This is a genomic window from Nitrogeniibacter aestuarii (assembly GCF_017309585.1).
Lineage (GTDB): Bacteria > Pseudomonadota > Gammaproteobacteria > Burkholderiales > Rhodocyclaceae > Nitrogeniibacter > Nitrogeniibacter aestuarii.
In genome coordinates this window covers 3975237-3993044 of the sequence record NZ_CP071321.1, presented here as the reverse complement: position 1 = coordinate 3993044, position 17808 = coordinate 3975237, and the positions used below count along the sequence as shown (strand labels likewise).

The 17808-nt window shown below is 64.5% G+C and carries 17 protein-coding genes; 11 read left to right on the top strand and 6 right to left on the bottom strand.

Features of this window, described 5'->3' with window-relative positions:
- Nucleotides 1-179 precede the first annotated feature (179 nt).
- Nucleotides 180-650, top strand: a complete 471-nt coding sequence (locus J0W34_RS18520) for a hypothetical protein (protein ID WP_230969740.1) — start codon at nt 180-182, stop codon at nt 648-650.
- A 9-nt stretch (nt 651-659) separates the two neighbouring features.
- Here the strand turns inward: J0W34_RS18520 and J0W34_RS18515 are convergent, their stop codons facing one another.
- The 6 genes from J0W34_RS18515 to J0W34_RS18490 all read right to left on the bottom strand — a co-directional run bounded on the left by J0W34_RS18515 (nt 660) and on the right by J0W34_RS18490 (nt 5920).
- The gene (locus tag J0W34_RS18515) at nt 660-1199 is read right to left on the bottom strand and encodes a hypothetical protein (protein WP_230969739.1); all 540 of its coding nucleotides are present in this window, start codon (nt 1197-1199) and stop codon (nt 660-662) included.
- A 137-nt stretch (nt 1200-1336) separates the two neighbouring features.
- On the bottom strand, nt 1337-1537 hold the full coding sequence (locus tag J0W34_RS18510; RefSeq protein WP_227816725.1) for a hypothetical protein: 201 nt from the start codon (nt 1535-1537) through the stop codon (nt 1337-1339).
- 141 nt (nt 1538-1678) lie between these two features.
- Nucleotides 1679-2782 carry a peptidoglycan -binding protein gene (locus tag J0W34_RS18505; RefSeq protein WP_230969738.1) on the bottom strand — a complete coding sequence of 368 codons (1104 nt, stop codon included), beginning with the start codon at nt 2780-2782 and terminating at the stop codon, nt 1679-1681.
- Entirely contained in the window at nt 2782-3852 is a 1071-nt protein-coding gene (locus tag J0W34_RS18500; protein WP_230969737.1) for a flagellar motor protein MotA, read from the bottom strand. The genes J0W34_RS18505 and J0W34_RS18500 overlap by 1 nt, the downstream gene beginning before the upstream one ends.
- 71 nt (nt 3853-3923) lie before the next feature.
- Nucleotides 3924-4973, bottom strand: coding sequence for a YihY/virulence factor BrkB family protein (locus J0W34_RS18495; protein ID WP_230969736.1), 1050 nt, complete (start codon nt 4971-4973; stop codon nt 3924-3926).
- A gap of 185 nt (nt 4974-5158) precedes the next feature.
- Nucleotides 5159-5920 carry a nuclear transport factor 2 family protein gene (locus tag J0W34_RS18490; protein ID WP_230969735.1) on the bottom strand — a complete coding sequence of 254 codons (762 nt, stop codon included), beginning with the start codon at nt 5918-5920 and terminating at the stop codon, nt 5159-5161.
- 273 nt (nt 5921-6193) lie between these two features.
- On the opposite strand from J0W34_RS18490, the gene J0W34_RS18485 reads away from it, so the two are divergent.
- From J0W34_RS18485 to J0W34_RS18440, 10 genes are all read left to right on the top strand, one after another.
- Nucleotides 6194-7105 carry an AraC family transcriptional regulator gene (locus tag J0W34_RS18485; RefSeq protein ID WP_230969734.1) on the top strand — a complete coding sequence of 304 codons (912 nt, stop codon included), beginning with the start codon at nt 6194-6196 and terminating at the stop codon, nt 7103-7105.
- A 174-nt stretch (nt 7106-7279) separates the two neighbouring features.
- Nucleotides 7280-9244 (top strand): AMP-dependent synthetase/ligase, encoded by a 1965-nt coding sequence (locus J0W34_RS18480; RefSeq protein ID WP_230969733.1) that lies wholly within the window; start codon nt 7280-7282, stop codon nt 9242-9244.
- A gap of 9 nt (nt 9245-9253) precedes the next feature.
- On the top strand, nt 9254-10036 hold the full coding sequence (locus J0W34_RS18475) for an ABC transporter ATP-binding protein (RefSeq protein WP_227816718.1): 783 nt from the start codon (nt 9254-9256) through the stop codon (nt 10034-10036).
- A gap of 18 nt (nt 10037-10054) precedes the next feature.
- On the top strand, nt 10055-10981 hold the full coding sequence (locus J0W34_RS18470) for a branched-chain amino acid ABC transporter permease (RefSeq protein WP_227816717.1): 927 nt from the start codon (nt 10055-10057) through the stop codon (nt 10979-10981).
- A gap of 277 nt (nt 10982-11258) precedes the next feature.
- Nucleotides 11259-12326: a branched-chain amino acid ABC transporter permease gene (locus J0W34_RS18465; protein ID WP_227816716.1), complete on the top strand. Its 1068-nt coding sequence runs from the start codon at nt 11259-11261 to the stop codon at nt 12324-12326.
- Nucleotides 12327-12400: 74 nt separating this feature from the next.
- Nucleotides 12401-13723 carry an ABC transporter substrate-binding protein gene (locus tag J0W34_RS18460; RefSeq protein ID WP_230969732.1) on the top strand — a complete coding sequence of 441 codons (1323 nt, stop codon included), beginning with the start codon at nt 12401-12403 and terminating at the stop codon, nt 13721-13723.
- Between the two features lie 164 nt (nt 13724-13887).
- Entirely contained in the window at nt 13888-14715 is an 828-nt protein-coding gene (locus tag J0W34_RS18455) for an ABC transporter ATP-binding protein (protein ID WP_230969731.1), read from the top strand.
- 111 nt (nt 14716-14826) lie between these two features.
- On the top strand, nt 14827-16056 hold the full coding sequence (locus J0W34_RS18450; protein ID WP_230969730.1) for a phenylacetate--CoA ligase family protein: 1230 nt from the start codon (nt 14827-14829) through the stop codon (nt 16054-16056).
- Nucleotides 16057-16089: 33 nt separating this feature from the next.
- Nucleotides 16090-16674: a carbonic anhydrase gene (locus tag J0W34_RS18445; RefSeq protein ID WP_230969729.1), complete on the top strand. Its 585-nt coding sequence runs from the start codon at nt 16090-16092 to the stop codon at nt 16672-16674.
- A complete protein-coding gene (locus J0W34_RS18440; RefSeq protein ID WP_230969728.1) occupies nt 16671-17759 on the top strand; it encodes a CaiB/BaiF CoA transferase family protein in 1089 nt (362 codons plus the stop codon). The genes J0W34_RS18445 and J0W34_RS18440 overlap by 4 nt, the downstream gene beginning before the upstream one ends.
- Nucleotides 17760-17808 lie beyond the last annotated feature (49 nt).

The following is a 17808-nucleotide window of genomic DNA, read 5'->3' as shown; positions in this document are numbered from 1 at the left end:
TGTTCTGCGAAAACCGTGCCTGGCCGGGCCAGGGCGGCGCAGCGCTCGCCCGGATGCGCCGCAACGCCCGCCAGCGCGGGCGATTGAGGCCGCGCATGTGGACAGTCTGCCTGGCATCAAACCTGCTGTTTCCTGTCGAGACCCCGGCGTGATGTCGGAAACATGACAAGGAGTTTGGTGTGATCGCACTCAAGGAAGACACGACCCGTATCGAACTGGCCCCCGGCAAGGCCAAGGGATTGAGCCTCAGATCGCTGGGCATTCCCCTGTCGGACGAGACCCGGCTCAAGAAGGGCCAGCTCAACGAGTTTCTGCAGCCCCTGGAAGACGAGGCCGTCGGTCGTCGTTACCAGAACATTCGCGCCACCCTGGTGGAGACGCCCGAAGGCGGGCAGAAGAGCGTCAAGCTGTTTCTGCAGTTCGAGGTCTTCGGTGACGACAATGTGCCGCTCGAAGCGGAACGGGGCGTGAAGCCGGCGTTGCTGGCCGAGGGCAAGGCGGTGGCCGAATTGCCCGAAAGCCCGTGCTTCCTGCCCTATGCCGGTACCTGGTACGACAACCAGTTCGTGTTCGATCTGGAGCCGACGGTTTTCGATCGCGCCAGTGCAATCGAATTCACCGCCCTGGCTGCCCCCGTGCGTCGTCTTTGAGAGGGCGACCTACTGCGGATTGACGCGCGCTGCGAGCTGTTCCGCGGCGCTGGTGATGGCGGCTGCCCGACGCACCATGAGCGCGTGCATCTCGACGAGCAGGGTCTGGTAGGGCGCTTCGAGGACGGCTTCGCCGATCAGCCACTGGGCCAGCGCAGCTTCGTCCCGGCCGAGTGCGCGGGCGGTCTCGCGTTGCCAGTCGCTGCCGAAAAGCAGGCGGGCATTGTCGCGAAACAGGCGGCGGGCCGTGGCCTCGGTCAGGGGCTGGGCAGGGTCGTCGGCAACGCTGGGCGGTGCGCCATGCATGGCTTCGGCCAGACGGCTGATTTCGGGCAGGGCCGTGCGCACCATTTCCAGACCGGTCAGCGGGACGATCCAGCAGCGATGGCGGGCCGACCACCGGGTTTTCGGCACCCAGCGCAGCAGGTGCTCAATGGTCTCGGTGTAGCCGGCGTGGATCAGGATGGCCTGTTCGGTCACTTCGATCCACGGGTTGTCGGGCAGGGGGCGGGCGGCAAGTCGGGCGCGGGCTTCGTCTGGCGTCAGCATGTCGGTGTCGATGTCGGATTGCGGAAGACAGCCGACAGGCGTGCAAGCTTGATGCCACTTGCTCCAGGGGCGCCTGCTGCACATGAAACGGCCCTGGGCGAAGGCGTCAGCCTCCGGCGCAGGGCCGTGGGGTGCGCTCAGTGGAGCGACTTGGGGTCGTGCCGCGCGAGGATCTCGGTGATCTCCCGCTCAATGGCGTCGGGGATCATCACCTTGAGTTCTGCACGCGAGGTGTCGAGAAACATCTTTTCCCGGTCGATACCGTCCGAGATCAGTTCATCGAGCGCGTTGCGTGCCGCATCCAGCGATCCGTAGGCGGCGGTCAGCGTCTTGACCATGATGGGTCCTCCTTTCATGCGCTGCGTTGAATGCCGGCCGACGGCCGGCACGTCTCCCTGGCGGAAGCGCCCGTGCAATGCATCAAGAGCCATGTTCAGTATAGACGTCGCGTCACCGTGGCGCTGGCGTCCGGGTGTCGCTCAGGGGCTGGTCAGCTTGAGTTCGATGCGCCGGTTGCGGGCGTAGGCCTCGGCGGAGTTGCCGGGGTCGAGCGGGTGGTATTCCCCGTAGCCGGTGGCGGCCAGGCGCGCTGGCGGGATGCCGGCGTTGCGCAGGAACTTGACGATGGCTACCGCGCGGGCGGTGGACAGCTCCCAGTTGGAGGGGTAGCGCTCGGTGTTGATGGGGCGGCGATCGGTATGACCGTCCACCTGCAGCACCCAGGGCAGATCGTCGGGAATGTCCTTGGCCAGGGTCTTGAGCGTGCTGGCCAGCTGGGCCAGTTGTGCCTTGCCGGCTTCGGAGACATCGGCCGAGGCGCTGTCGAACAGCACTTCGCTGGAGAACACGAAGCGGTCGCCCACGATCTGGATGTCATCGCGCTTGTCGAGCACCGCGCGCAGGCGGCCGAAGAACTCGGAGCGGTAGCGGGCCAGTTCCCGGGTGCGCTGGGCCAAGGCAATGTTCAGCTCCTTGCCCAGTTCCTCGATCTTGAGGTCCTTGTCCGCAGCCGCGGCTTTGGCGGCATCGAGGGCGTTGTTGAGTTCTTCAAGCTGGGTGCGCACGGCGGCCAGCTGGCGGTTGAGCAGCTCCATCTGCGCAATGCTCTGGGCCGACACTTCCTTCTCGGCGGTGAGGCTGGTCTCGCTGGTGTCGAGGGCCACCGCCAGGCGCGCGGCCTCGACTTCCAGCTCGGCCTTGAGGCGCTGCAGGGCGGCGATGTCGTTGACCAGCCGGGCCGACTCTTCTTCGGCGGCCAGGCGGGCGTCTTCCGAAGCGCTCAGGTCGATGGCCAGCGTGCGCTCTTTTTCCTGCGACTGGGCGAGGCTGGCAGACAGTTCGGCCATCTGGGCTTCGGCCTGGGTTTTCGCGTCGGTGGCGAGGCTGAGCTGGCGGGCGATTTCGGCCAGATCGGCATTCAGGCGCGAGATGGCCCGGTCGCGGCCGCTGACCGCGTCGCTGAGCACGAACTGACCGATGGTGAAGATGAGGATGACGAAGATCATCACCATCAACAGGGCGGCCAGGGCGTCCACAAAGCCCGGCCAGAAGTCGAGCCCGCGGCGGCGTCTGAGCACGGCCATCAGTCGGCCTTGCGGTTGTCGAGGGCCGCGGCGATGGTGCGCGACAGCAGCCGCAGTTCGGCCCGGATGTCCTCGGACAGGGCGTTGGCCTGGGCCGGGTGCTGGGCCATTTGCCGGATCAGGGCGCGCAGCTCGTTCTGGTCTTCGGCCATGGTGGCCAGGTCGCGTGACTCGCGGCCCATGAGGTCGGCCAGCCGGTTGAGGTGGTTGTTCAGTTCGCCCAGCTGTTCGCCGCTCTGGCGGCGTTCGCGTTCGCTCTCGACCACGGTGCGCTGCATGCGGTCGAGGCTCTCGGCGGTCTGTTCGAGCAGGGCTTGTACATAGGACGGCACCGAGCCGCCGTCGCCCTCGCTCAGTGTGCCCGAGGGCAGACGCGTCATGTGCGAGAGCCACTCTTCCAGCTCGTTGTAGAAGCGGTTCTGCGCGTGGCCGGATTGCAGGTCGAGAAAACCCACCACCAGCGAGCCGGCCAGTCCGAACAATGAAGTGGAGAAGCTGGTGGCCATGCCCGAAAGCGGCGCGTCGAGACGGGTCTTGAGGGCGTCAAACATGGCCACCGCATCGGCGCCCACGTTCATGGAGCCGATGATGTCGCCCACCGAGCGGATGGTGGCCAGCAGGCCCCAGAAGGTGCCCAGCAGACCGAGGAAGATCAGCAGGCCGATGAGATAGCGGGAGAGGTCACGCTGTTCCTCGAGGCGGATCTGCACGCTGTCGAGGATGGAGCGCATGGACGCCGGCGAGAGATGGAAGCGGCCTTGTGAGCGGCCCGCCAGCATGCGGCCCATGGGGGCGAGCAGCACCGGGCGTTCGGCACTGGGGGGGGCGTCGGGGCGCTGGGCGAAGTCATCGACCCACAGCACCTCGCGCTGCAGGCGCCAGACCTGACGGAGATTGACGCCGATGCCCACCAGCAACACCAGCAGGATGAGGCCGTTGAAGGCCATGTTGGCCATGAAGGCATCGGCCAGCTGCGGGGCCAGGATGGCCGCGATGACCGCGACCACGGCGAGGAATACGCTCATCCAGGTGGTGGCCTTGGCGGGCCGGGTGAAAACCTGAGGCTGCATGCGCGTCGACTCCATCGTGGGCGATGGCGTTCAGTCTAGCGCAGTTGGCGGCCCCGGTTTCGTTGGATGCGTCACGCGCCCGGGCTGACCTGTTCCCGGGTGTTTGCGGCCGGGGTGAGCGGTCGGGCGGCGGGAGCGATGCCATCGGCGGCGGGCTTGAGCAGTACCGGCGTGTTTTCGTCCGCGCGCAGCGCGTCGGCGACCTGGCGCTGTTTTGCCGCGGCCACATCGGCCTTGCGCTGTTTTTTCTTCGGATGGCGAATGATCCGTCCGTCAATGCGATCGAGGCGGTCGAGCTGGTAGGTGATCTCCGAGCCGTAAAGCAGAATCAGCGACACGTAGTAGACCCACACCAGAATGACCGCCAGTGAGCCGGCGGCGCCGAAGGTGCTGTCCAGCCCGGCGCGGCCCATGTAGAGGCCGACGCCCCACTTGCCCACCTCGAACAGCACCGCCGTGACCATGGCGCCGGCGAGCAGTGACTTCTTGGTCAGGCGCGCCGGAATGAGCACCCGGTAGAGGATGGCGATCATGACGCTCTGCAGGCTGATGGTGATGGCCAGCTGCAGGATGGAGGCCAGCCACAACAGGGCCGTCATGCCGCGGGTGGCGTACTCGCCCACCGCCACGATGGCGGCGCTGGCCACCAGCGAGACCATGAGCAGAAAGCCGATGCCGAACACCACGGTCAGGCCCTTGAGGCGGGCCATGAGCAGGTTCACCCAGGCGGCGCGTGACTTGTTGGGACGGCCGAAGACCGCTTCGAAGCCGTGGCCCATCTGCATGAACAGGCCGGTGGCACCGAGCAGCATGACGCCGGTACTGATGAGCGTGGCGATCAGGCCGTCGCCCGACTGGGCGCTGGCGGCAATCAGGCGCTGGACCAGTGCCGCGCCATCGGGCCCGATCAGCGATTGCAGCTCGCCGACGATGCGGCCGCTGGCGGCTTCTTCCCCGAAGAACAGGCCGGCCACCGAGACCGCCAGCACCAGGATCGGGGCGAGCGAAAAGGCCGAGTAGTAGGCCAGTGCCGCCGCGTAGGTGGTGCAGCGGTCCGAGAGCGTCTTGATGACGGCGCGGATGGGAACGAGCAGCAGTCGGATGATGTGGCGAGGGCGCATGCGGCGGATCGGGTCGAGTGGCTGTCAGCCCAACTTTACCCAGTTTCTCGCCCGTTCGCGTGTCAGCGCCGGCTGATAAGGGCGTGTGTTGCCGATGATGACGTTTCAATGGCCGGGAGCGCCGCCCGCGGGCGCCCCGGCCGTGCGGACTCCGGGGCGCGGTGAACGACCCGGAGCCGGAGGGCTCAGAACTTGCCGTTGTCGTTCTTCCATTCGGCGCGCGGCGGGATGGCTTCGATGACATCCCAATGTTCGGCGATCCTGGCATCGGCGATGCGGAAGAGATCGTAAAACGCGGTATGGGTGCCGCCCAGCGATCCTTCGCTGACCACGAGCACGAAGTTGCCTTCACCAAGCACCTTGTGGATCCGGTCGTATTTCATCTCGATGCCTTGCTTGGCCATGGCCTCAAGCGCGGCGCCGAGGCCGCTCAGCCCGTCGGCGATCTGCGGGTTGTGCTGAATGTAGTTGTCGCCGTCGAAGTACTGCTGAAGCTGGGCCATCTTGCCGCCGATCAGGATGTCTTCGACAAACTGCCGCGCCAGCGCCTTGTTCTCTTCCGTCTTCTCAAGGGCTTCGCTCTGGGTGGGGCCGTCGATCATCGAACGGCCCGACGGATTGGGGGCCTCGGGCGTGACCTGCAGGTTGTCCCAATGCTCCACGATCTGTCCGTTGTCGAAGCGGAAGATATCGAAGCCGATCTTGGGGCCGAAGAAGTTGTATTTGGTGTGGGTGAAGACGTAATCCCCGTCTGCGAAGGCGCGCACCGTGTTGACGCGGGCACTGCCGGGCGGCAGCGCCTGAAGCACTGCGCCGAAGCCGGCCAGGCCGTCACCGACCGCCAGATTGTGCTGGGTGTAGCGGGTGGGGTTGATGTAGGCCACGGGGGCGGTGTCACCGGTTTCGATGCTCTTGAGCAGGGCGACGACTTTTTCGGTATTGGACATGGGTTTCTCCGTTGAGGGGGTGGCGGCAGTGGCGGCGCTCGTGAGACACGCGAGGAGCACGGCGGCACGACCGAGGTGCTGGATGCATGAAGTGATCATTTTCGTTTCCTTGTCAGATTGAATGCGCTTGATGATTTGTCGGGTTGTTGGTTCTAATGAGCCATATTCTGGATATTTGAGTGCTGATCAGGCAGGTCGTATGGTGCGTTTCAATGATCAAAATCGAGCGTCTGATGGACTGGCGCCTGCTGGATTGATCGAGCGGGTTCGGTCATGAGCGGCGTGGATGTCCAGCCGCCGTTTCGGCATGTCGCTTTCCACAATCCAGCGCTTGAGCGGCTGGGGATCGAACTGATGAGCCCGGCCCGCTTCCGGCAGCGCGTCGATGCCGGGGTGATGGCCCAGCCGGAGCGTGTGGACTTCTTCATGCTGATGCTGGTGTCAGACGGCTCGGGGCGTCACACGGTGGATTTCGTCGATTACCCTCTGGGGCCGGGGGCGGTGATCTTCGTCCGGCCTGGGCAGGTTCAGCGATGGCATCTCGAGGGGGACTACGGGGGCATGCTGGCGCTGGTGTCGCCGGTCGCGTTGCCGCAGAACACCGCCGTGGGTGATGCGCGGCGCGAGCGTGATCTGCTGTTGCTCGATCAATGGCCGACGCATGCCTGGCTCGACGGGCCCGGGCACGCCCGGGTTGGCGCCAGTGCGGGGGGTCTGGAGGCCGATTTCACGCGTTACGACGGCAGCGAGCGCGACGTGCAGCTCATACGGCACGAGTTGCTGGTGGTCATGCTGCAGCTGGCCAAATGCCATGCCGCGACCGGGGCAATATCGGAAAGCGCCGGCGTGACACAAGGCCCCTATCGTTTGTTTGTCGATGCCCTGGAGCAAGGCTTTCGCGCGCAGCACAGCCTGCAGTACTACGCGGCGCGCCTGGGGTATGCCGCCAGTACGCTGAGCCGGGCCTGTCTTCGCATGGAAGGGCGCAGCGCCAAACAGGTCATCGATCGGCGGGTGACGCTCGAAGCGCAGCGTCTGCTGGCCCATGCGGATACGCCGGTGGCCACCATCGGGCATGAGCTGGGCTTTTCGGAGCCGACCAACTTCGTCAAGTTCTTTCGCCGCATGACCGGGGTGACGCCGGCGGCCTTTCGGCAGCGGTATACCGGCGATCGCGACGGCTGACCCGGCCTCGGTGCGACGGCGGTATCTGTTCGATTTCTTGATTGTCACAATTGCGTACATTTGCGAAGAAGTTGCGCAAAGGTGCGCCGGCAGACTCCATCCTCAACTCGGGGCCTAGACGCCCCAACCGCGCTCGACAGAGGCGGGACGAATAACGGAGGAGAGGAGACGGGTATGTCAGACCCCCATGGTCAGGCAGTGCTGGACACGTTCCCGCGCATGCTGATGCACCACGCACGGACTCGACCGGATCACCCCGCCATGCGGGAGAAGGAATTCGGCATCTGGCAGACCTACTCGTGGGCCGATGTGGCCCGGGAGGTGCGGGCCATGGCCTGCGGGCTGGCCGAGCTGGGCTTCAAGCGCGGCGACCGGCTGGCCATCATTGGCGATAACCGGCCCCGACTGTACTGGTCGGTGGCCGCGTGCCAGTGTCTGGGCGGCATCCCCGTCATGCTCTATCAGGACGCGGTGGCCGAGGAGATGGTCTATGTGCTCCAGGACGCGGAGATCAAGATCGCCGTGGTCGAGGATCAGGAGCAGGTGGACAAGATGCTCGAGATCAAGGGCGATGCGCCTTTCCTTGAGCATGTGGTTTATGACGACGCCCGGGGCATGCGCCACTACGCCGACACCTTCCTGCTCGGGCTGGACGAGCTGATTGCCATGGGCGAGGCCCACGACAAGAACCAGCCGGACTTCCTCGACAACGAAATCGACAAGGGCCAGAGCAACGACATCTCGGTGATGCTCTACACCTCGGGCACCACCGGCAAGCCCAAGGGCGTGTGCCAGACGCACCTTGCCTTCATCGAATCGGCCCGCGGCGGCCAGCAGTTCGACAAGCTTACCGAGAACGAAGACATCCTCTCCTACCTGCCGATGGCGTGGGTGGGCGATCACCTGTTCTCCTATGCTCAGGCCATGGTCACCGGCTTCACCATCAACTGCCCGGAGTCGGGTGAGACGGTGATGACCGACCTGCGCGAGATCGGCCCCACCTACTACTTCGCCCCGCCGCGCGTGTTCGAGAACCTGCTCACCACCGTGCTTATCCGCATGGAAGACGCCGGCTGGATCAAACGCACCCTGTTCAACAAATTCATGGACGTGGCCAAGCGCTGCGGCGCGGACATCCTGGACGGCAAGCCGGTGTCGGCGGGCGACAAGCTCATGTATGCGCTGGGCAACGTGTTCGTCTATGGCCCGCTCAAGAACGTGCTCGGTTTCTCGCGCATTCGCGTGGCCTACACGGCCGGCGCGGCCATCGGGCCGGACCTGTTCCGCTTCTATCGTTCGATCGGCATCAACCTCAAGCAGCTCTACGGCCAGACCGAAACCTGCGCCTATGTGTGCCTGCAGCCGGACGGCCAGATCAAGCTCGACTCGGTCGGGAAGCCGGCGCCGGGCGTGGAAGTGAAGCTGGCCGAGAACGGCGAGATTCTGGTGAAAGGCCCGATGCTGCTCAAGGCCTATTACAAGCGCCCGGATGCCACGGCCGAATCGCTCAATGACGAGGGCTACTTCCTTACCGGCGATGCGGGGTTCTTCGACGAAGACGGCCACCTCAAGATCATCGATCGCGCCAAGGATGTGGGCAAGCTCAACAGCGGCGCCATGTTCGCGCCCAACTACATCGAGAACAAGCTCAAGTTCTTCTCGCACATCAAGGAGGCCGTGGCCTTCGGCAGTGATCGGGACTTCGTGACCGCCTTCATCAACATCGACCTGGAAGCCGTGGGCAACTGGGCCGAGCGACGTGGCCTGTCCTATGCCGGCTATACCGATCTGGCCGGGCAGGACGCGGTCTATGAGCTCATCCGCGAGTGTTTGGAAGAGGTCAATGCCCAACTGGCCTCCGACCCGATGATGAGCGAGTCGCAGGTCAAACGCTTCCTGATCCTGCACAAGGAGCTGGACGCCGACGACGGCGAACTGACCCGTACCCGCAAGGTGCGCCGCAAGTTCATCTCGGAGAAGTACGGCGAGCTGATCGAGGCGCTGTTCTCGGACAAGACCCGCCAGCACATCGAAACCGAAGTGAAGTACGAAGATGGTCGTCGGGGCAAGGTCTCGGCGGACCTGCGCATTCTCGACGTGAAGACCTTCGCGTCCCAGGCCGCCCGGCCTGCTGCCTGAGGAGAGGACATGGCACGGGAAATCGGCGACGTCATCCTGAACCTGGAGAACATTTCGCTCTCCTTCGGGGGCGTCAAGGCACTGACCGACATCAGCTTCAACGTGCGCGAGCACGAGATCCGTTCGATCATCGGCCCCAATGGCGCGGGCAAGAGCTCCATGCTCAACGTGATCAACGGGGTGTATCACCCGCAGGAGGGGCAGGTGACCTTCCGTGGCGAAGTGCGCCGCGAGATGGAGCCCTACACGGCCGCCTCGCAGGGCATCGCCCGCACCTTCCAGAACATTGCCCTGTTCAAGGGCATGAGTGTGCTCGACAACATCATGACCGGGCGCAACCTCAAGATGAAGTGCAACTTCCTGCAGCACGCCCTGCACTGGGGCGCGGCGCGCAAGGAAGAGATCGAGCACCGCCACAAGGTGGAAGAAGTGATCGACTTCCTCGAGATCCAGAGCATCCGCAAGACGCCGGTGGGGCGCCTGCCCTATGGCCTGCAGAAGCGGGTGGAACTGGGCCGGGCGCTGGCCGCCGAGCCCTCCATGCTGCTGCTCGACGAGCCCATGGCCGGCATGAACGTGGAAGAGAAGCAGGACATGTGTCGCTTCATCCTCGATGTGAATGACCAGTTCGGCACCACCATCGTGCTCATCGAGCACGACATGGGCGTGGTGATGGACATCTCCGACCGCGTCGTGGTGCTCGACTACGGCAAGAAGATCGGCGACGGCGAGCCGGATGAAGTGAAGAACAACCCCGAGGTCATTGCGGCCTACCTGGGCACCTCGCACTGAGCACGGGAGACAGATGAAATGACTTTCTTTTTCGAAGTGCTTATCGGTGGTCTGCTCTCCGGTGTGTTGTACGCGCTGGTGGCCCTCGGTTTCGTGCTCATCTTCAAGGCCTCGGGGGTGTTCAACTTCGCCCAGGGCGCCATGGTGTTCTTTGCCGCGCTGACCTTCGTGGGCTTTCTCGAGGTGCTGCCCGGCTGGACCGGACTGGAAGCCGGTGGCCAGGCGGTGTTCTGGCTGGCCTTCTTGCTGGCGCTGGCGAGCATGATCGTGCTGGGCATCTGCACCGAGAAGTTCGTGCTGCGCCCGTTGGTCAATCAGCCGCCGATCACCCTGTTCATGGCCACCATCGGTCTCACCTTCCTGGTCGAAGGGATTGCCCAGGGCATCTGGGGCGCCAGTGTGCGCGGTCTGGATCTGGGCATCGAGGACGTGCCGGTCGAGTGGCTGCTCGACAAATTCAACATTCTGGTTTCGACCTTCGATGTGTTCGCGGCGGTCGCCGCCGGCGTGCTGGTGACGGTGCTTGCGCTGTTCTTCCAATACACCCGCATCGGGCGTGCCCTGCGCGCGGTGGCGGATGATCACCAGGCGGCGCTGTCCATCGGCATCCCGCTCAAGCACATCTGGGCCATCGTCTGGGGCGTGGCGGGTTTTGTGGCCCTGGTGGCCGGCATGATCTGGGGCGCCCGCAACGGCGTGCAGTTCGCGCTCACCTACACCGCGCTCAAGGCGCTGCCGGTGCTGATTCTGGGGGGCTTTACCTCGGTGCCGGGGGCCATCGTGGGCGGCCTGATCATCGGTGCATCGGAGAAGCTCGCGGAGGTCTATGTCGGCCCGTTCGTGGGCGGCGGTATCGAATCCTGGTTCCCGTACATGCTGGCGCTGGGCTTCCTGCTGGTCAGACCGGAAGGTCTGTTCGGCGAAAAGCACATTGATCGAGTGTGAGTGTAAGCCCCCACGCTTGGGGCTGGCGCCTCGGCGCTGCCCCCCGAGGGGGCTGTCACCCGCCTTGGGGCGGCCCGGCGGCGGGTGAGGGTGCTGTTTTCTCCCTCCCCTTCAAGGGGAGGGTTGGGGTGGGGATGGGGGCGAATCGAACGGCAACCCATCTCCCTCCTGACCTCCCCCTTGAAGGGGGAGGGACGAGGCCTACGAAGAATGACGCCTCAGCCTGACACGATGAACACGTTTGAATTGATGACAAGAATGAGTCCGGAGACAACCCATGCTTTACCGTGAAGCCGGTCAGTTCAAGACCAGTTACGAGGCAGACCAGCAGATCTTCCCGATCGCGCAGGACCGCATCGGCATCCTGCTGCTCATCGGGGTCTTTGCCCTGGTGGTGCCGATGATCGCCAGCGAGTACTGGCTCAAGGCCATCATCACCCCGGTGCTGATCTTTTCGCTCGCCGCGCTGGGCCTGAATATCCTCACCGGCTACGCCGGTCAGCTCTCGCTCGGTTCGGCCGCCTTCATGGCGGTGGGGGCCTTCGGGGCCTACAACTTCATCCTGCGCATCGACGGCATGCCCTTTATCCTGGCGCTCATCCTCGGCGGGGTGTGCGCGGCGCTGGTGGGCATCCTGTTCGGCCTGCCCAGCCTGCGCATCAAGGGCTTCTATCTGGCGGTGGCCACGCTGGCGGCGCAGTTCTTCATCGTCTGGGTGCTGGTGAAGGTAGAGTGGTTCTCCAATTACTCGTCTTCGGGCGTGATCACGGCGCAGGATATCGTCATCCTCGGCTACACTTTTGCGAGCCCGGAGTCGAAATACCTGCTCACCCTGGCCATCGTGGTGGTCATGGCGCTGCTGGCCAAGAACATGGTGCGCTCGACCACCGGGCGCATGTGGATGGCGGTGCGTGACATGGACGTGGCGGCCGAGGTGATCGGCATCCGCCTGATGCGCACCAAGCTGCTGGCCTTTGCGGTGTCGTCCTTCTACTGCGGCGTGGCCGGGGCGCTCTACGCCTACGCCTACATCGGCACGGTGGAGCCCGAGGGTTTCAACCTGGATCTGTCCTTCAAGATCCTGTTCATGATCATCATCGGTGGGGTGGGTTCGATCATGGGCTCCTTCCTGGGCGCGGCCTTCATCGTGCTGCTGCCGATCTTCCTGGACAACTTTGTGCCGGTGGTGCTCGGCGACCTGGTGTCGGCATCCTTCGTATCCAACCTCCAGCTCATCGTCTTCGGCGGGCTGATCATCTTCTTCCTGATTGTCGAACCGCACGGGCTCGCGCGCCTGTGGCAGATCGGCAAGGAAAAACTGCGGCTCTGGCCGTTCCCGCACTGAGGCCAATCCGTTCGGGAAAGGCCACTGTTCATCTGTAGTAAGCGCGACACACCAAATAAAGAGAGGAGACATTCATGAAGCTCAAGCAAACAGTCGTACTCGGTGCTGCCATTGCCGGCATGCTCGGTTCCGCCGCGGCCTGGTCGGCCGAGCAGTTCATCGGTCTGCCCAGCTACCGTGTCGGCCCCTATGGCGCCAACGGGGCCTCCCTGTTCGGCGGCTGGATCGACTACATGCAGATGATCAACGAGCGCGATGGCGGCGTTGGCGGCGTGAAGCTGGTCTGGGAAGAGTGCGAGACCGAATACAACAACGCCCGTGGCGTCGAGTGCTACGAGCGTCTGAAGAACAAGGGGGAGACCGGTAACTCGGCCTTCCAGCCAGTGTCCACCGGCATCACCTACTCGGTGATCGACAAGGTTGCCGAAGACAAGATCCCGCTGGTGACCATCGGCTACGGCCGCACCGACGCGGCCGATGGCTCCGTGTTCCCGTGGGTGTTCCCTCTGGTGACCACCTACTGGTCCCAGGCCTCGACCATCGTCAAATACATCGGTCAGAAGGCCGGCGGCATGGACAAGCTCAAGGGCAAGCGCATCGGCCTGCTCTATCACGACTCCGCCTACGGTAAAGAATCCCACGCCATCATGGATGCGCTGGCGGCCAAGCATGGTTTCGAGGTCCTCAAGATTGCCGTGGCCCACCCGGGTAACGAGCAGCAGGCCCAGTGGCTGCAGATCCGCAAGGAGCGCCCGGACTATGTCGTGCTGTGGGGCTGGGGCGTGATGAACTCCACCGCCATCAAGACGGCCGCCAAGACCGGCTACAAGGCCGACAACATCGTCGGCGTGTGGTGGTCCGGTTCCGAGGAAGACGTGATCCCGGCCGGTAACGTGGCCAAGGGCTACACCGCCGCCGGCTTCAACGTCGCTGGCGCCGACTACCCGGTGATCAAGGACATCGAATCCAACGTCTACGCCAAGGGCCACGGCAACATGGAGAAGAAGGACCTGGTCGGCTCCGTGCTCTACAACCGCGGCGTGGTGCACGGAATCATCATGGTCGAGGCGCTGCGCACAGCCCAGGCCAAGTTCGGTGAGGGCAAGGCCCTGACCGGCGAGCAGGTGCGCTGGGGCTTCGAGCACCTGAACATCGACGCTGCCCGCCTCAAGACCCTGGGTGCCGAAGGCTTCCTGCCCGACCTTAAGGTCACCTGCTCCGATCACGAAGGTGCCGGCAAGGTGAAGTTCCAGACCTGGGACGGTGCCAAGTGGAACGTGGTGACCGACTGGATCGAGGCCGACCGCGAAGTGGTGCGTCCGATGATCGAGGCCTCCGCCGCGGCCTACGCCAAGGAAAAGGGCATCACCCCGCGCGATTGCTCCAAGGAAATGTAATTGCCGCGGTAGCCACCGTGACCGGCGTCACCTTCGGGTGATGCCGGCGACCTCCCCACCGGGAGGTCGGCCAAGCGCATGTGCTGCAGGACCGCGCGTGCGTTTCGCCGACCCTCCGAATGCCCTTCGGGGCATCCCGAACCCACGCAGGCAGGACGAACTTCATGAACACTGCGACCGCCGCACCCAATGATGTCTATCTGAGCGTCAGCAACATCGAGGTCATCTACGACCACGTGATCCTCGTGCTCAAGGGCGTCTCACTCGAAGTGCCCAAGGGCAAGATCGTGGCCTTGCTGGGCGCCAACGGCGCGGGCAAGTCCACCACGCTCAAGTCCATCTCCAATCTGCTGCGCGCCGAGCGCGGTGATGTGACCAAGGGCAACATCGAATTCAAGGGCCAGCGCATCGACCAGATGACCCCGGCCGATCTGGTGCGCAAGGGCGTGATCCAGGTGATGGAAGGGCGCCACTGCTTCGAGCATCTGACCATCGAGGAAAACCTGCTCACCGGCGCCTACACCCGGCCCGATGGCAACGCCGGCATCAAGCGCACCCTCGACATGGTCTACGACTACTTCCCGCGCCTGAAGACCCGTCGCGGCTCACAGGCCGGCTACACCTCGGGCGGCGAGCAGCAGATGTGCGCGATTGGCCGCGCCATCATGGCCAACCCCGAAATGGTGCTGCTCGACGAGCCGTCCATGGGGCTGGCGCCGCAGATCGTGGAAGAGATCTTCGAGATCGTGAAGGACCTCAACAGCAAGGAAAACGTGAGTTTCCTGCTGGCCGAGCAGAACACCATGGTGGCCCTGCGCTATGCCGACTTCGGCTACATCCTCGAGTCTGGCCGCATCGTGATGGAAGGCGACGCGAAGGATCTGGCCAACAACGAGGACGTGAAGGAGTTCTACCTCGGTCTGTCGGGCGAGGGGCGCAAGAGCTTCCGGGATGTGAAGCACTATCGCCGCCGCAAGCGCTGGCTGTCGTGACGCCTTGGAGCAATCATCGCGGCTGCAAACCCAGCCCGGCCGAGCAAGGCGACGCCGGGGACGATGTGACTCAAGTAAGGCCAGTGGTACGCAAGCAACAAAGGAATCACCATGACCCATTACGACGCGCGAGAAACCCGTGACCCCGCCGAGCGGGAGCGCGATCTGTTGGCCCGATTACCGGGGCAGATCGCCCATGCGCGAAGCAAGGCGCCGGCATTTGCCCGGTTGCTGGCGAACATCGATCCGTCAACCATCACTTCCCGCGAGGCACTGGCGGCACTGCCGGTGACCCGCAAGTCCGAACTGCTCGAGCTGCAGAAGGGCGCGCGGCCTTTCGGTGGGTTTGCCGCGGCGGGTTGGGGGCGGACGACGGCGCGGGTGTTTGCGTCGCCGGGGCCGATCTATGAACCCGAAGGCAATCGCCCCGACTATTGGCGACTGGCCCGGGCCTTTCACGCGGCTGGATTCCGTGAGGGTGATCTGGTCCACAACACCTTCTCCTACCACATGACCCCGGCCGGCTCGATGATGGAAACGGCCGCGCATGCCTTGGGGTGTACCGTGTTCCCGGGCGGCGTCGGTCAGACCGATCAGCAGCTCGAAGCGATTTGCGACCTGCAACCCAATGCCTATTCGGGCACGCCGTCCTTCCTGCGCATTCTCATCGAAAAGGCTGACGAGGCGGGCATGACGGTCCCGTTCACCAAGGCCTTCGTGTCGGGCGAGGCGTTCCCGCCCAGCCAGCGCGAGGCGCTGTCCGCTCGCGGCATCGAGGCTTATCAGGCGTATGCCACCGCCGACATCGGCCTCATCGCCTTCGAGACGCCGGCCCGCGAAGGCCTGGTGATCGACGAGGATGTGCTGGTCGAGATCGTACGGCCCGGTACGGGCGATCCGGTCGCTGAAGGCGAAGTGGGCGAGGTGGTGGTCACCACCTTCAATCCGGACTACCCGCTCATCCGCTTCGGCACCGGCGATCTGTCCGCCTACCTGCCCGGACAGAGCCCGTGTGGCCGTACCAATACGCGTATCAAGGGCTGGATGGGCCGTGCCGACCAGACCACCAAGGTGAAGGGCATGTTCGTGCATCCGGGGCAGGTCGCCGCAGTGCTCAAGCGCCACCCCGAGGTGGCGCGCGCACGCCTCGTCGTGGACAACCCGGACCTGACGGATCGCATGACCTTGCGGTGCGAAGTCCATGGCAGCGAAGCCCTTGGTGAGGCCCTGATTGCCAGCCTGCGTGACATCACCAAGCTGCGTGGCGAGATCGAGTTCGTGGCGCCGGGGGGCCTGCCCAATGACGGCAAGGTCATCGACGACATCCGTACCTACGATTGACCCGGTGGCGCGCCGGCGTCCGTTGGAGAACGCATGATCAACGATTTGCTGCGCGGTAACGCCCGCTTCGTCGAAACCGTCTTCGAAAACGAGCGCGAGCATTTCGCCGAGCTGGCGAAGGCGCAAAAGCCCACGGTGCTGTGGATCGGCTGCTCCGACTCGCGGGTGCCGGTCAACACCATCACCCAGACCCCGGCGGGCGAAATCTTCGTGCATCGCAACGTGGCCAACATCGTCGCGCCTAATGACTGGAACCTGTCGGCAGTCCTCGAATTCTCGATCAACCACCTCAACATCCCGGACATCGTCATCTGCGGCCACTATGGCTGCGGCGGCATCCTGGCCCTCGACCAGAGCAGTGAGCACGACCAGTACGTGCCCATCTGGCTGCACAACGCCCGCGAGGCCGCTCACCGGGTGGACCGGCGCGAGCCCGGGCTGGACGCGACGACCCGTCACAATCGCATTGTCGAAGAGAACGTGCGCCTGCAACTGGAGCATCTGGCCAGCTATCCCTTCGTGGGTCGCGCGATGGAGCAGGGCAAGCTGCGGCTCTCCGGCTGGGTGTATGACATGAGTTCCGGTCGCATCCAGGCACTGGAGGCCGGCAAGGCATGAACAAACCGCTGGCGGGGGTGTTCGTCCTCGACCTGACCCGTTTGCTGCCGGGGCCGATGGCCAGCCTGCATCTGGCCGATCTGGGGGCGGATGTGCTCAAGATCGAAGACCCGGGTGCGGGCGATTACGCCCGGGTGATGGGAGCCATGGATGGCGCCGCCAGTTATTTCTTCAAGCTCATCAACCGCAACAAGCGTAGCCGGGTGCTTGATCTGAAGTCGGCGGACGACCGGGCCGTGCTGCTCGAAATGGTCGAGAGTGCCGACATCCTGCTCGAAGGCTTTCGCCCGGGGGTGATGGGGCGGCTCGGGCTGGACTACGAGACCCTCGCCCAACGCAACAGACGACTCGTCTACTGCAGCATCACCGGCTATGGACAGACCGGCCCCTACGCCCAGCGTGCCGGTCACGACATCAACTACCTGGGTTACGCCGGGGTGCTTGATCAGATGGGTGTGGCAGGCGGCGCGCCGGCGTTGTCCAACCTGCAGATCGCCGATCTGCTCGGTGGCGCACTGACGCCGCTGGTGGGCGTGCTGGCGGCGCTGGTGTCAGCCCGGACCCACGGGCGGGGGCGCTATCTGGACGTGGCCATGACCGATGCCGCGCTGGCCCACAACATCTTCCCCATGGTCCAGACCCTGGCCGACGGCCGGCCGACGGCGCGCGGCGAAGACCTGCTCACCGGCGGCGTGCCGTGCTACGGTGTCTATGAAACGTCCGATGGGCTGCATATGGCGGTGGGCGCGCTGGAAGCGAAATTCTGGCACCTGCTCTGCGACACGCTGCAGCGCCCTGATCTCAAGCCCTTGCACTTGAGCGAGGGCGCTGCGGGCGCCCGCGCACGTGCGGAGCTGGCCGCCATCTTCCGGCACAGGACGCGCGCGCAGTGGGAGGCCGTGTTCGATGCCGTCGACTGTTGTGTGACGCCCGTCCTGAGCCTGGAGGAGTCGCTCGACAACGTCCAGATCAAGGCGCGCAACATGGTCGGCACCGTCGGCGGCATGCGTCAGTTCGCGCCGCCGTTCGGCATGGCCGGAATCAACCTGAGTGATGCCACGCCCGCCCCCATCGAAAAAAAGTGACGCGTTGGCGCATCCAGATGGGCGTCTGAATCGTAATGAGGAGAGCGGC

Excerpts from the sequence above, each read along its gene's own strand:
- J0W34_RS18480 (WP_230969733.1), top strand. The coding sequence starts at position 7,280 with ATGTCAGACCCCCATGGTCAGGCAGTGCTGGACACGTTCCCGCGCATG.
- J0W34_RS18450 (WP_230969730.1), top strand. The coding sequence starts at position 14,827 with ATGACCCATTACGACGCGCGAGAAACCCGTGACCCCGCCGAGCGGGAG.
- J0W34_RS18485 (WP_230969734.1), top strand. The coding sequence starts at position 6,194 with ATGAGCGGCGTGGATGTCCAGCCGCCGTTTCGGCATGTCGCTTTCCAC.
- J0W34_RS18515 (WP_230969739.1), bottom strand. The coding sequence starts at position 1,199 with ATGCTGACGCCAGACGAAGCCCGCGCCCGACTTGCCGCCCGCCCCCTG.
- J0W34_RS18475 (WP_227816718.1), top strand. The coding sequence starts at position 9,254 with ATGGCACGGGAAATCGGCGACGTCATCCTGAACCTGGAGAACATTTCG.
- J0W34_RS18505 (WP_230969738.1), bottom strand. The coding sequence starts at position 2,782 with ATGGCCGTGCTCAGACGCCGCCGCGGGCTCGACTTCTGGCCGGGCTTT.
- J0W34_RS18445 (WP_230969729.1), top strand. The coding sequence starts at position 16,090 with ATGATCAACGATTTGCTGCGCGGTAACGCCCGCTTCGTCGAAACCGTC.
- J0W34_RS18495 (WP_230969736.1), bottom strand. The coding sequence starts at position 4,973 with ATGCGCCCTCGCCACATCATCCGACTGCTGCTCGTTCCCATCCGCGCC.
- J0W34_RS18455 (WP_230969731.1), top strand. The coding sequence starts at position 13,888 with ATGAACACTGCGACCGCCGCACCCAATGATGTCTATCTGAGCGTCAGC.
- J0W34_RS18465 (WP_227816716.1), top strand. The coding sequence starts at position 11,259 with ATGCTTTACCGTGAAGCCGGTCAGTTCAAGACCAGTTACGAGGCAGAC.
- J0W34_RS18510 (WP_227816725.1), bottom strand. The coding sequence starts at position 1,537 with ATGGTCAAGACGCTGACCGCCGCCTACGGATCGCTGGATGCGGCACGC.
- J0W34_RS18440 (WP_230969728.1), top strand. The coding sequence starts at position 16,671 with ATGAACAAACCGCTGGCGGGGGTGTTCGTCCTCGACCTGACCCGTTTG.
- J0W34_RS18490 (WP_230969735.1), bottom strand. The coding sequence starts at position 5,920 with ATGTCCAATACCGAAAAAGTCGTCGCCCTGCTCAAGAGCATCGAAACC.
- J0W34_RS18470 (WP_227816717.1), top strand. The coding sequence starts at position 10,055 with ATGACTTTCTTTTTCGAAGTGCTTATCGGTGGTCTGCTCTCCGGTGTG.
- J0W34_RS18500 (WP_230969737.1), bottom strand. The coding sequence starts at position 3,852 with ATGCAGCCTCAGGTTTTCACCCGGCCCGCCAAGGCCACCACCTGGATG.
- J0W34_RS18460 (WP_230969732.1), top strand. The coding sequence starts at position 12,401 with ATGAAGCTCAAGCAAACAGTCGTACTCGGTGCTGCCATTGCCGGCATG.